This is a genomic window from Streptomyces sp. NBC_01384, assembly GCF_045040035.1.
Classification (GTDB): Bacteria; Actinomycetota; Actinomycetes; order Streptomycetales; family Streptomycetaceae; genus Streptomyces.
This window is the reverse complement of sequence record NZ_CP109559.1, coordinates 2,039,671-2,053,466: the sequence shown is the minus strand read 5'-3', so window position 1 is coordinate 2,053,466 and position 13,796 is coordinate 2,039,671. Positions and strand designations below refer to the sequence as shown.

The window sequence follows — 13,796 nt, the reverse complement described above, 5'->3', positions numbered from 1 at the left end:
GGCAGACACCGGGGCAACAAGGCAGTCATAACGGGCCGGGCCGCACGCTCGTGGCTGAGCCGCATTGCACTGCGCGCCCCCACCGCGGCTCTCGCCACGATGGCGTTATGTGCCGGTGTCCTGCAGGCAACACCGGCCGACGCGGCCGGTCGGCACCAGGAGCCCACCCCCGCCCATGACAAGCCGGTGCCGGTCACCGCTGTGGCCTCGCACTACCACCGGCCCAAGCCCATGCCGGCCTACCGGCCCCCGCACATCTCATGGCCCTCGGGTACGGCGGAGGTCACCCTGGGCGGGGCCGGGGCGAAAACGAAGCAGGCATCCGGCGCGGCGATACGTGCCGGGTCGCTCCCGGTGTGGATAGGCCCGGCGAAGACCGCAGCGAAGCGCAACGCCACGCAGGCCACGAAAACCGCGGCCGCCACTCCATCGGGCGTCGGCGTGCGGTTGCTGCCACGCAGCGGAGCGAGCGCCGCAGGCGTGAACGGCGTCCTGCTGGGCCTGGACCGCAGCGATGGCAGCAACGCCGAAAGCCGTGTCGGCCTCAAGCTGGACTACTCGGCGTTCACCGCCGCCTTCGGCGCCGACTGGGCATCCCGCCTGCGCCTGGTCACGCTGCCCGCGTGTGCTCTGACCACTCCGCGGCTGGCCCGCTGCCGCACCCAGACGCCGCTCACGTCGGCGAACGACAGCACCACGCACCGACTGAGCGCGAACATCACCCTCCCCGCAGCGAAGAGCAGCAGCACGACGGGTGCCAGTCCACTGACTCCGGCGTTCACGCCCGCGGTCCCGCTGATCGCCGCGATGCAACGGGCGTCGGTGGTGGTGGCGGCGACCTCGTCGGCGGGCGGAGGCGGCGGCGACTATTCCGCGACGTCGCTGAAGCCGTCAGGGTCATGGCAGGCCGGCGGAAGCACCGACGCCTTCAACTGGTCCTACCCGATCGACACACCGGCGGTGCCGGGCGGGCTCGAACCGAAGATCGCGCTGGACTACAACTCGCAGTCCCAGGACGGTCTGACCTCCTCCACGAACAACCAGGCCTCCTGGGTCGGTGACGGCTTCGAGTACAGCCCAGGCTATGTCGAGCGGTCCTACCAGTCGTGCCACCAGAACCCGTCCGGCACGACCAAGACCCAGGACAAATGCTGGTCCAGCAACAACACGATCACGCTGTCGCTGGGCGGCCAGTCCACGACCCTGGTCAAGGACGACACCACCGGCGACTGGCACACCCAGAACGATTCCAACGACCGGGTGCAGTACAAGACCGGAGCCACCAACGGGGCCCAGAGCGGCGAGTACTGGGTCGTCACCACGGACGACGGCACCCAGTACTACTTCGGGCAGAACCAACTGCCCGGCTACGCCAGCGGGAACACGGCCACCAACTCCGTATGGACCGAGCCGGTCTACGCCACCGCCTCCGGTCAGCCCTGCTACAACGCGACCTTCTCCAGCTCCTGGTGCCAGCAGGCCTACCGCTGGAACCTCGACTACGTCGTCGACACCCATCAGGACACGGTTTCGTACTTCTACACCACCGAGACCAACTACTACGCCCGCGACCTGGGCACCACCGCCAACACCTCCTACATCCGCGGTGGTTACCTCAACAAGATCATGTACGGGCAGCGGGCCGGAACGGTGTACTCCACCTCCCCGGCCGGCCAGGTCACCTTCACCGTCAACGGCCGCTGCTCCACCTCCGCCGGCGGCTGCGCGACCTCGGGCCTGTCCTCCTCGACCGCGGCCAACTGGCCCGACGTCCCGTACGACCTGAACTGCGCCAGTGGCGCGTCCTGCTCGGTGACCACCCCGACCTTCTGGTCGGAGTACGAGCTCACCGGCATCCAGACCCAGGCCCTGGTGGGCACCACCGAGACCAACGTCGACTCCTGGACCTTCACCCACTCCTTCCCGGCCACCGGCGACTCCACCACCGCATCCCTGTGGCTGTCCTCGATCATCCGTACCGGGCAGGACACCAGCGCCGGAGGCTCGACGGCCTCGATCTCCACCCCCGCGGTCGCTCTCACCGGCACCGCGCTGTCCAACCGCGTCAACGTCACCGACGGCTACCCGCCGATCACCCGCCACCGGCTCAACACCATCACCACCGAGACCGGCGCCACCATCAGCGTCGCCTACTCCTCGGCGGCATGTGCATCCGGAACCCCGAGCGACCCGAGCCAGAACACCAAGCTGTGCTACCCGGCCTACTGGACCCCGGACGGGCAGACCGCTCCCGTCCAGGACTGGTTCAACAAGTACATCGTCACCGGCGTCACCCAGCAGGACCCGGCGGGCGGCGGCGTCAACGACACCATCGCCACCCACTACGCTCCGGTCGGTTTCCCGGCCTGGCACTACGACGACAACCCGCTCACCCCCTCCGACCAGCGCACCTGGAACCAGTGGCGTGGCTACCAGGGCATGAAGGTGACCACCGGCACCGCACCGGACCCGGTCACCGAGACCGACTACACCTACTTCCGGGGCATGGACGGCGACACCCTGCCGAGCAACGCCACCCGGTCGGTGACGGTCAGCGACTCCCGGGGCGACACCGGCATCGCCGACCTGGACCAGTACGCGGGATCGACCTACGAGACGATCGGCTACAACGGCTCGGGCAGCGGCAAGGTCGTCACCGACACCATCGCCGACCCGTGGACGTCCGCCGCGACCGCCACCCACACCGTGGGCAGCGGCCTGCCGGACCAGCACGCCTACTTCACCGGCGACAAGAAGCAGCGGGTCTACATCCCCCTGTCCTCCGGCGGTACCCGCGAGACCGAGACCGACTACACCCACGACTCCCACGGACGCGTAAACCAGACGGATGACCTGGGTGACGTCTCCACCGCCTCGGACGACATCTGCTCCACGACCACCTTCGCGGACAACACCACCGCCTGGATCCTGAACGCGCCGGACGAAAAAACCACGGTCGCGGTGAACTGCTCGGCCACCCCGTCGCTGCCGGCCGACGCGGTCTCCGACACCCGCACCTACTACGACCTCTCCACCACTTTCGCCGCCGCCCCCACCACCGGCGACACCACCATGGAGCAGAAGGCCACTGCCTACACCGGCTCCACGCCCACCTTCACCACGATGGCCGCCAGCACCGTGGACCAGTACGGGCGCACCCTGACGGCCACCGACGCGGACAGCCGCAAGACCACCACCGTCTACACCCCGACCACCGGCGCGGAGCCCACCTCGGTCACCGTCACCGACCCGCTCACGCACACGACGACCACCACCTACGACGCCCTGCGCGTCCTCCCGCTGAAGTCCACCGACGCCGGCGGATACGTGACGACGGAGCAGTACGACGCGCTGGGCCGGCTGACCGCCGTGTTCAAGCCCGGCATATCGTCCGCCGTCTACAAGGACTCCTACGTCCTGTCCAACAGCGTGCCCTCGGTGGTCACGACCCAGACCCTCAACGACGACGGCACCTACCGCACCAGCGAAGTCCTCTACGACGCGCTGCTGCGCACCCGGGAGACCCAGACCGGAACCGTGGACGGCGGCCGGCTCGTCACCGACACCGTCTACAACACCGATGGCCTGCCCGCCAAGACCACCGACCCCTACTACACCGGCGGGGTCCCCGACTCCACCCTGGTCCAGGCGCAGGACGGGAAGATCCCCTCCGAGACCGGCTTCGCCTACGACGGCGCGGGCCGCCTGACCGTCGCGACCGCCTACGCGCTCGGTAGCCAGACCTGGCAGACCACCACCGCCTACGGCGGCAACGTCACCACCACCGTCCCCCCGGCCGGCGGCACCGCCAAGAGCGTTCTGACCGATGCCCGCGGCAGGACGACGGACCTGTACGAGTACCACGCCGGTGTTGCGGCGGACCCGGTCAATGCCCCGGCCTCGGACTATTCCGACACCCACTACACCTACTTCCCCAGCGGGAAGCAGGCCACCGAGACCGACGCCGCCGGCAATGCCTGGTCCTGGACGTACGACCTGCTCGGCAACCAGACCGCCGCCACCGACCCGGACACCGGAACCTCGCATTCGACGTACGACAACGCCAGTCAGCTCCTGACGGTGACGGACGCCCGCAGCAAGCAGACCACGTACACCTACGACGCGGACGGGCGGAAGAACTTCGCCTACGACACCACCGGCGGCGCCACCACCTCGGCCGGCGACGAGATCGGTGCCTGGACCTACGACACCCTGAAGAAGGGGTACCCGACCTCGTCGGTCTCGTACCAGAAGGGCACCACCAGCCCCTCGGTGGCCAGCACGGTGCTTGCCTACACCGGGATGGCCAAACCCGCCGCCAGCAAAGAAACCCTGGCGAACCTGCCCTCCAACGAGGCCGGCCTCGCCCCCTCCGCCGGCTACACCACCAGTTACAGCTACACCCTCACCGGAAACCTCGCCTCCCAGGGCGACCCGGCATCCGGCGGCCTGCCCGCCGAGACCATCAACTACGGCTACGACACCTACGGCCGGCCCACCAGCGCCGGCAGTGACGGTGCCACCGCCGCCTGGGACTACGTCACCGCCGTCGGCTACTCCGAGTACGGCCAGCCCCTGCAGTACACCATGGGCCCCTCGGGCACCTGGGTCGCCCTGTCCCTCACCTATGACCCGCAGACCCGGGCACTGACCGACGCCAAGACCACCGACGCCACAGCCAGCACGGTGGTCGACGACACCGGCTACACCTTCGAGGACAAGAGTAGAAACGTCTCGGTCGGAGCAGGCCTGGTCACCTCCACCACCGACAAGCAGAACGGCGGCGCCGCCACCGACACCCAGTGCTACCAGTACGACTACGCCACCCGCCTGTCCGCCGCCTGGACCGCCACCGACCAGTGCGCCGCCACCCCCACCACTGGCAGCAGCGCGACTGTCGGCGGCACCAACGCGTATTGGCAGTCCTGGACCTACGACGCGGCCGGCGACCGTAAGACCCAGACGGACCACGACACCTCGGGCACCACGGCCAACGACACCACGACCACCTACAATTACCCTTCCCAGGGCTCGGCCACCGATCAGCCCCACACCCTCAGCAACACCACCGCGACCGGCCCCGACGCCGCCAAGAACACCGCGTCCTACACCTACGACCTGTCGGGTGACACCGGCACCATCACCGGTGGTGCCACCGGCGACCAGAGCCTGATCTGGAACGACCAGGGCAAGCTCGCCACCGACACCACCAGCGCCGGCACCACCAGCTACCTGTACGACACCGACGGCAATGTGGTGCTGCGTACCGACCCGGGGCAGGCCACGCTCTTCCTGGGTGACGAGCAGATAGTGGAGAACACTTCCACCTCGGCCCTGTCGGGCACCCGCTACTACTCTCTGGGTGGTACGACGGTCGCCGAGCGGTCCAGTACCGGTGACGTCCAGTACCTGATCCCCGACCGGCGGGGCACGGACAGCCTGGCCATCGACTACCAGACCCTGACCGTCACCCGCCGCCAGTACCTGCCCTTCGGCGGCACCCGCGGCACCGCCCCCACGACCTGGCCCGGCGACAAGGGCTACATCGGCGGCACCCCCGACCCCACGACCAGCCTGGAAAACCTCGGCGCGCGCGCATACGACCCGGCCAACGGCCGCTTCCTGTCCGCCGACCCGGTCCTGCAAACCGGCGATCCCACCCAACTCGCCGGATACGACTACTCCGGCAACAACCCCACCACCCGGTCCGACCCGACCGGCCTGGACAACTGGTGGGCCGACCCCACCATGAACAAGCCCGTCGTCAAGGGTGCCAAGCCGATCTCCCAAAAATTGGCCAACGAGCAAGGGCTCGGCGAAAACTGCAACGCGCACAACTGCTCCGACTACGACCCGAAGGCCAAACCCAGCTACTTCGAGAACGCGGCCGAAGAGGCGGAGGAAGCAAAGGCCAACTACGCCGAAGACCAGCACATCAAGGCCATCAACGGCAAGAACTCGGTCTCCGGTGCCATCGCCGCAGCAGACGAGAAATGGGAAACACAGCATTACCTGGACGCATCCCGGCGCGTACGCGCCGCGGTCGTCGCGCGCCTTCAGGAACTGGAGGCCGACGGAGAGATCAGCAAGACCGACCTGCGGCGCTTCGTCACCATCACCGTCGCGTGGGACGAGAAGAAGAGGATGATGTACTGGGCGGCGCTCAAATCACCCAAGAGCGGCAGTAGCGGCCAATGTGCCGAGGACCTTTGCGACGATTTGGCCGACAGCGACGGCTCGGTGAAGGCGGATCGTCAGTACACGGAGGCCGTGAGGGGGCGCGACGGAGAGGAGGTAGCCGTCTGCGCACGGTGCCAGGGACGCCACGAGCTTGAGCAGTTCGAGGCGTCCGGCGCCGAGATGGGAAGGAGCGGCCGCCACTACCCCGAATATCTCAAGCAACTTTCGGGAGAGGGCGACGCGGAGGCCCAGGGCGAAGCGATGGCGGAGGCGGAGGCAGAGGCCGAGGGCCTGAGCGAGGGATTCGCGATGGGAATGGAGGACGAGTGACGGCTGTCACTCGTCGGCGCGATGGAAGAAGCTGAAACCGTTGTGTACGGTCTCGCGGGCGGCGCCTTGAGGGCGCCGCCCGCGGCGCTTTTCGCCGTGCCGGCGGCGGCGTGGGACCACCGTTACTCAGGGCAGGGGGCGTTGCGGATCCAGACGTGCCCTGGTGGAAGGGGCGTGCCCGGAGCAACGAATGACGTCGGTATGCGGACACCCTGTGGGGCGATAACCGGGCGGCGGACGTTCTCCTCGAACCAGGCGCCGGCGATCCGGCCCAACTCCTCCGGAGACCCGGTCGCCTCCAAGGGGGCGATATCGTCGCTGAACTCGCGTTCGTAGGTCTGATTGTGCACTTGGCTGCACACGAGTCTGTTGCCGACCATGGTCGCGCACAGCGTTCTGAGGACACGTTTGCCCTCCAGATCGCTCACGTCCACGATGGCCCGGACCACTTCTTCCCCGCTGGCGAATATCTCGTCGATCACCGGCTTGAACGGTTCGCCGTCCGCGTCATCGTCGTCGATTCCTGGCCGATAGGCGAGCACAAGGGTATGGTCCGGAGGGCATTCCGGCCAGGCGCGTGCGGACTCGTGCAGAACGTCAACAAAGGCTCTCTGTCGGTCGCTTGCCTCGGAAACTTCTACTTCGAACCAGCTGTCATCCACCGCGTCAGTTTACAGCCCTCGCGTTAGGCGCCCGGCGGTCGCCGGCCACCGTCACGCCCAGCGTGCGCAAGAGCAGGTTCTTCACCGGGTCGGACAGATCGCGGCAAGGTCGTCGCCGACACGATCGTGGACGTCCGGCGCGACCGCGGCCCATGCCGTGGGCGGCGGCCTTCCTGTCCAGCACGCCTACTGCACCGGTGACAGCAAGCAGCGGGTGTACACCCCGCTGTCTTCCGGCGGTACCCGCGAGACCGAGACCGACTACACCCACGACTCCCGCGGACGCGTGGACAAGACGGATGACCTGGGTGACGTCTCCACCGCCTCGGACGATCCCTGCTCTCAATCGGCCACGACGGGTGTTCCCGGGCCGGCCTACTTGGCGCTGGGACCGTTGCGGACCCAGCGGTACCTAGGGGGAAGAGCGGTACCCGGCGCGACGAAGGACCACGCTCCGTGACCTACGGGACCGATGACGGGGCGGCGTACGATTTCCTCGAACCAGTCGGCGGCGATCCTGCCCAGCTCCGTCAGGGGTCCGGTCGCCTCCAGCGGTTCCACGTCGTCGCTGGGCTGCGGCCGATAGGTGGTGTTGTGCCGTTGGCTGCAGAAGAGGCGGTCGCCGGCCACGGTCGCGCCCAAGGTCCCGAATACGCGATTTTTCTCCAGATCGCGAAGATCGACGGCCAGCAGTAGCACCTGTTCTCCGTCGGCCAGTGCCTCGTCGATCGCGATGTCATAGGGGTCGCGATCGCGTTCACCATCGCCGCCTTGGCTTTCCCCGCCAGTCTCGTCCGGCTTGCTTACCAGCACAGAGGTCGCACTGGGCGGGCATTCCGGCCAGAAGCGTGCTGATTCCCGCACCACGGCAACAAGTTTCTGATTCTGGTCGTTCACATCGTCGTCTACTTCGAACCAGTCTTCGTCCACCGGATCAGCTTATGCGCCAGGTCACCGGGGTGTTTCTGAGGTGATTGTTTACGGCCGCTCGTGACCTGGGATGAAGCGGTGCCGGGTGACGACTGACCGTCGCCCGCCGCCAGTTCGACGGTACCCGAGGTACCGCTCCCACCACCTGGTCCGGCGGCAGAGGGTAAACAGGCGGCACTCCGGACTCGACCACGAGTCTGGAAAACCTCGGCGTCCGCGAGTACGACCCGGCCAACGGCCGGTTCCTGTCCGCCGACCCGGTCCTGGAATCCGCCGATCTCACTCAGCTCGCCGGGTACGACGACTCGGGCAGCAACCCGACCACCGGGTCCGATCCGACCGGCCTGGACAACTGGTGGGCGGACCCCACCATGAACAAGTCCGTGGTGCCCGGCGCTCCGCCCATCTCGCAGGATCTCGCCAACGCCCAGGGCTTCGGGGACAGCTGCAACGCCAATAACTGCTCCGACTACTCGCCGTACAAGAAGCCCAGTTTCAAGCGCAAGCTCGTCAACGCGATCCAGGACTACGAGCGCAAGGAACAGCAGCAGAAGTCAAAGCTCAAGCAGTGGTGGCAGGGCTTCAAGAACTTCGGCAGGGCTATCCTTGACAACGGCCCGAGCCTGGTCGTCCATGGTGGCGAGGCGGCCCTGGGGATCTTCATCACCAATGTCGGGGCTCACGTGGCGGGCGGCGGGGTCGTCATCTGCCTCTCCGGCTTCGGCTGCGTCGCGGGCGCCCCGGCCGCAGCGGCAGGAGTGGCAACAGCGGCCGGCGCCGCCCTGACGGGTCATGCTGCGAAGGGCCTCGCCGACGACATCGGCAAATTGCCCTCCCAAGCCTCGAGCGATGTCGGGTCTTCAAAGTTGAGCGGTCCTACCTTGATGCGTGGGTCGGACCGCTCAACTTCGAAGACTCCGTTTGACGTGCACGACGGACACCCCGTCGAGATCGAGCAGCAACGTCGTGTTGTTGAGCAAGCCCGTGGCTCCTGCCTGATCCTTCGCGGTTCGAGGATGAAAACCGCTCACTTCATCGTCAAGAACCGCTGGACCAGCGAAGCCAGCAGCACCGCCAGCAGTGGCAGCGAGAACCAGAAGCTGCTCTGCAGCCACCGCAGCTGCCGCACGCTCGGCCGCGCCGCGACCCGTACGACCTCGCGTGCCGCCAGCATGATGATGAGCGCCACGGCCGCCAGCGCGCCGACGACCGACCACGGTGTCCAGGTGATCTGGGGACCGATCGGACCCGGATCGGGGCTCGGGACCTTGCCCGCGGGCTGCTTGCGCAGCGCGTACATGGTCACGTCGTCGTTGACGAGGACCTTCTTCAGGTCCTGCCGGTCGTCGAGGTTGCGGATGAGCCTCGACTCCCAGGTCGCCGAATAGCCCACGTCCATCTGGAGGTAGACCACCTGGCTCCGGTTGATCACGAGGTACGAGTTCGGGCCCGCGTCCTTGAGGGACTTGACCAGCCCGGACACCAGTACCGGGTCGTTCGGCGCCAGCGTCGGCACGTACTGCACCTTCTCCATGTCCCGGGTGCCCCACGGCATCGCGGGCGTCACGTTGTTGACCGTGTCGTTGCTCAGCCACAGCAGCCGTACGGTCGGCTTGTCGTGCGCGTACACGTAGTTCATGGCCGTGACCTCGCCCGGCCGGATCCGCTCGAAGGACTCGTTGCCCCAACGGGCCACCAGGAAGCCGCCCATGAGGAGCAGACCCGCCATGAGGGCGGCGAGCGGGGCGAGGCTCACCCGGTCCTTCTCCCGCTCCTTCGCGGTGACGCCGGCGCGCGGGAAGAGGGCGAGCCCGGAGAGCAGCGCCGCACCCGGCAGAGCGAACATGAAGACCCGCAGGGCCATCTCGCCGCCGTACGACTGCATGCCGAAGCCCAGGAACGGTACGAAGGTCAGGACGAGCAGCGACCGTTCGCGGTACTTGTGGTCGCGCCGCCGCCACCAGCCCCAGCAGGCGAAGGCCATCACGCCGCCGGCGAGCAGCACGCGCGCGTAGAGGACGAGTTTGTGGGTCGAACTGCCGCCCTGGATACGGCCGGAGACGGAGGTCGACACATTGCTGCCGACGCCGCCGACCCCGCCGAACAGGTCGTTGAAGTGCCCCGACCAGTACGGCTCGGCCATGAAGCCGATCCAGACGGAGACCAGGACGGCGAAGAGGATCGGAAGGCCGCGCAGTTCGGAGCGGCCCACGAGGACGAGGACCGCGAGCACCCCGAGCATCACGAACGGGGTGAGCTGGTGCGCCGGGACACTCGCCGCGAACAGGCCGATCAGCACCATGAGGAGCACGGCCCGCTGCCGTCGGTCGGTCGGTTCGACCTCCGCCTCACCGGGGCGTGCCTTCGTCCACAGCACGCGCGGCGCCCGGAACCACACCAGGAGGATCGCCACGAAGACGAGGTAGAGGAGATAGGTGAAGCCCTGCGGGGAGAAGTAGTCCTGGCCGACCCATCCGCTCAGCACGAAGATCCAGATGCCGGTCCACTTGGCACGCCAGCTCGCCCGCATCGAGCGCACGAGCAGGAACATCGGGGCCAGGTAGAGCAGCTGCATGGTCAGCGGCCACCAGCGGATCACCTCGGTGAGGTCGCTGACACCACAGGCCTTCGCCACGAACGTGGCCGCCGCGAAGAAGCCCGGCCAGCTCCAGCGGGCGTCCAGGCCGGGTACGGCGGACCCGGTGCGGTCGATGTAGTCGATGAAGCCGAGGTGCTGCCAGGCCGTCGCGAACCGTGGCTCGGTCTCGATCACCGCCGGGAGCGCGTGCAGGGACACCACGGTGGCGAGCAGGGTGATGAGCAGCAGGCCCTTGTGCTCGCTGTTCATCCAGAGCAGGGAGGCGAAGACCGTGATCAGCAGGGTCGCGCCCACGAGGGTGGGCAGCGGGAGGATCGAGATGAGGCCGAGGCCGCCCATCTTGTCGAGGGAGGCGTCGTTGAGGCTTAGTGCCGGGACCCAGTAGAGGAGTAGTGCGGAGATCAGCAGGAAGCCGAGGAGCACGCCGGGTTTGGAGGGGTGTCGTAGGCGGTCGCGGAGGGGTGGGGTGGTGGTGTCGGGCGGCTGCGGGTCGGTTGTGGCTGGGCGCGCCCACGCGGCGGAGCCGCTTGATGTCCCGCCCCGCGCCCCTGAAGGGGCGCTGTCCTGCCCCTCGGTTTCAAAGGGAGCGTCGACTTCTGGGGCCTCGGACGGGCCCAAGGAGGCTTCCGAACCCGGCTCTCTCGCCTCGACCGGCAGGCCCACGGACTGCCCAGGCAGCTGTTGTGGGCGCAGCGCCCAGGTCGGGCGGTGGTCCGGGCGTACCTTGGGTGTGCCCGTGGGCGGGGTACCCGGGCCCGGCCGTACGTCCGGGCGGCGTTCCTGGTGGTCGAAGTCGACGTGGACGCCGAGGGCGAGGGTGTCGGAGTCGAGGGCCCAGGCGGGTCCGCGCTTCGGCTCGCGCGGCCCCGCGGCGGGCACGTCGCGCGCGCCCAGGTCGGCGAGGTCCCCGTCCGGTGCCGCGTCCGCCGGGAGTTCGGCGGGCGGCGCCGTCCGTACGATCTTGAACAGCTTGGGCGCGGCGATCGACACGATCACCGTGAGGCTGGAGATCTCCGCGACGCCCGCTCCGGTCAGGCCCATCCGGGGCAGCAGGATCACCGTCAGGCCGAGGACCAGGACGCACAGCAGGCCCTGCAGATAGGCGAGTCCGGAGGTGCGGCTCTGGGCGCGCAGCACCGCGAAGTACGTCTCCATGACGACCCGTAGCAGCGCGCCGACCGCGAACCAGCGCAGCAGCGGGGTCGCCGCGTGCGCGTAACCGTCGCCGAAGACGTGCAGGATGAACGGCGCCCCGACGAACAGCAGTCCGCACACCGGCAGCATGATCCGGGCCATGCGCTTGAGCGCGGCCCGGGTGTTCGAGGCGAGCCGCGCCGGGTCGTGCGAGCCCTCGACGGTCAGGGAGGCGCCCATGTTGATGGCGAGCAGGTTGACCGTGCCGCCGATCGTCGTGGTGATGTAGAAGTACGCGTTGTCGGAGGAGCTGACCTGCGAGGCGACGAGCACCGGGACGAGATAGACCACGGCGAGCGAGAAGAGCGAGCCGGTGTAGTCGCCCGCGAGGAAGCGTCCGACCTCCTTGAGCGTGGGCGGCTTCGCGCGCTCCTCGGTCGCCTTGATGTGCCGGGGGACCAGCCGCCGGAAGACCAGCAGGCCGAGCGGTACCACCGACAGGGCGATCGCGGCGACCCAGGAGACGAAGACGCCCGTCGTCGGGATCGCGGCGGCGAGAACGACCAGCAGCGCCAGCTTCACCGTGGAGAACACGGTGTTGCCCACCGGCACCCACAGCGCGCTGCGCAGCCCGGTCAGGACGCCGTCCTGCAGCGTCAGCAGCGACCAGGCGACGACCGCGAGGACGAAACCGAGGCCGTTGAGCGGGCCGTGCAGGAAGCGGTACGAGGGGCCCCACATGTTCAGCGTCAGCAGGAAGACCCCGGCGGCCACCGCCACGACCACCGAACTGCCCGCGTAGGTACGGAAGATGAGGCGTCCGGTGGCGCGGCCCGCGACCGGGATGAAGCGGGCCAGGGCGCCCGTCAGGGTCACCGCGGTCAGGCCCGCGAGGAGTTTCATCGCGGCGATCGCGGCGGAGCCCTGGCCGACCGCCGAGTCGGAGTAGTAGCGGGCGGCGACCAGCCAGTACCCGAGCCCGAGCACCGCGGAGATCCCGGTGTTGAGCATCAGGGCGTAGGCGTTGCGGAACAGTTGGTTGCCTCCGCTGCTGCCGTCCTTGCGGCCCCTGCCGGGCAGGCGGAGGCGGCGTCCCGGCCGCTGTTCGGGCGCTTCGGCGGTGGGCGATGAAGCCTGGGCTGTGGTCGTCGTGTCAGACACGGGAACGGATGGCCTTCCGGCGGACCTGTCGTGCTCTTCGGACCATGGCGTACCCCTTGGTGAGGGCGCGGTCCCGGACGAAATTGAGGGCGATCGCGCGGCCCTCGACGAGCCGCTCGAACTCCTCGATACCGGTGCTGCGGCGCACGGTGACGCGTTGCAGGGCGTACGGGCCCTGGCGGCGGCGCGCCAGGCCGTTGCCGACGGCGAGCGACTGGGCGAAGCCCGCCTCGCGCACCACGTGGCGCACCCGGCGGCTGGAGTAGCCGTAGGGGTACGCGAACGAGGCCGGGCGGGTGCCCAGTTCGTCGCCGATGATCTCCTTGCAGCGCAGCACCTCGAACCGGAGCGCGTCGTCGGTGAGCTGGTCCAGCTGCGGGTGCGTGTGGCTGTGCCCGCCGATCTCGACCTGCTCGGCGGCGAGCTCGCGCACCTGAGCCCAGCTCAGCATGGCGTCGAGGGCGCCGCCGGTGTCGTACGCGCCCTTGATCCACCCCGTCGAGACGAACAGTGTGGACGCGAAGCCGTGCTTGGCCAGCACGGGCAGCGCGTGCCGGTGTACGCCTTCGTAACCGTCGTCGAAGGTGATGAGCACGGGCCGCTCGGGCAGCGGGCGGCCCGAGCGCCAACCCGCCGCCAGGACAGCCGTGTCGACCGGGGTGAACCCCTGGTCCCCGAGCAGCGCCATCTGCTCCGCGAACGCCTCGGGCGCGACGGACAGCTCGCGCGTCGCGTCGCCTGGTGCGGTCGCGATCGAGTGGTACATGAGGATGGGAACGGGGGTGTCGTTCATAGGGCCG

The 13,796-nt window shown here is 68.5% G+C and carries 5 protein-coding genes and 1 pseudogene; 2 read left to right on the top strand and 4 right to left on the bottom strand.

Going from position 1 to position 13,796, the window contains the following annotated elements; genetic code table 11:
- Nucleotides 1–99 precede the first annotated feature (99 nt).
- Entirely contained in the window at nt 100–6,510 is a 6,411-nt protein-coding gene (locus OG747_RS09150) for an RHS repeat-associated core domain-containing protein (RefSeq protein ID WP_405878780.1), read from the top strand.
- A gap of 122 nt (nt 6,511–6,632) precedes the next feature.
- Here OG747_RS09150 and OG747_RS09145 read toward each other — a convergent pair whose 3' ends face one another.
- Nucleotides 6,633–7,172 (bottom strand): hypothetical protein, encoded by a 540-nt coding sequence (locus OG747_RS09145; protein WP_405878779.1) that lies wholly within the window; start codon nt 7,170–7,172, stop codon nt 6,633–6,635.
- Between the two features lie 375 nt (nt 7,173–7,547).
- Nucleotides 7,548–8,102, bottom strand: a complete 555-nt coding sequence (locus OG747_RS09140) for a hypothetical protein (RefSeq protein WP_405878778.1) — start codon at nt 8,100–8,102, stop codon at nt 7,548–7,550.
- A 182-nt stretch (nt 8,103–8,284) separates the two neighbouring features.
- Here OG747_RS09140 and OG747_RS09135 point away from each other — a divergent pair.
- Nucleotides 8,285–8,437, top strand: a pseudogene (locus tag OG747_RS09135) (hypothetical protein); the annotation flags it as partial.
- A gap of 692 nt (nt 8,438–9,129) precedes the next feature.
- Here OG747_RS09135 and OG747_RS09130 read toward each other — a convergent pair.
- The gene (locus OG747_RS09130) at nt 9,130–12,996 is read right to left on the bottom strand and encodes a lipopolysaccharide biosynthesis protein (protein ID WP_405878777.1); all 3,867 of its coding nucleotides are present in this window, start codon (nt 12,994–12,996) and stop codon (nt 9,130–9,132) included.
- On the bottom strand, nt 12,989–13,789 hold the full coding sequence (locus tag OG747_RS09125; protein ID WP_405878776.1) for a polysaccharide deacetylase family protein: 801 nt from the start codon (nt 13,787–13,789) through the stop codon (nt 12,989–12,991). The genes OG747_RS09130 and OG747_RS09125 overlap by 8 nt, the downstream gene beginning before the upstream one ends.
- Nucleotides 13,790–13,796: the final 7 nt, after the last annotated feature.

Coding starts and splice junctions, on each gene's coding strand:
- OG747_RS09150 (WP_405878780.1), top strand. CDS start 100: ATGGCGTTATGTGCCGGTGTCCTGCAGGCAACACCGGCCGACGCGGCC.
- OG747_RS09125 (WP_405878776.1), bottom strand. CDS start 13,789: ATGAACGACACCCCCGTTCCCATCCTCATGTACCACTCGATCGCGACC.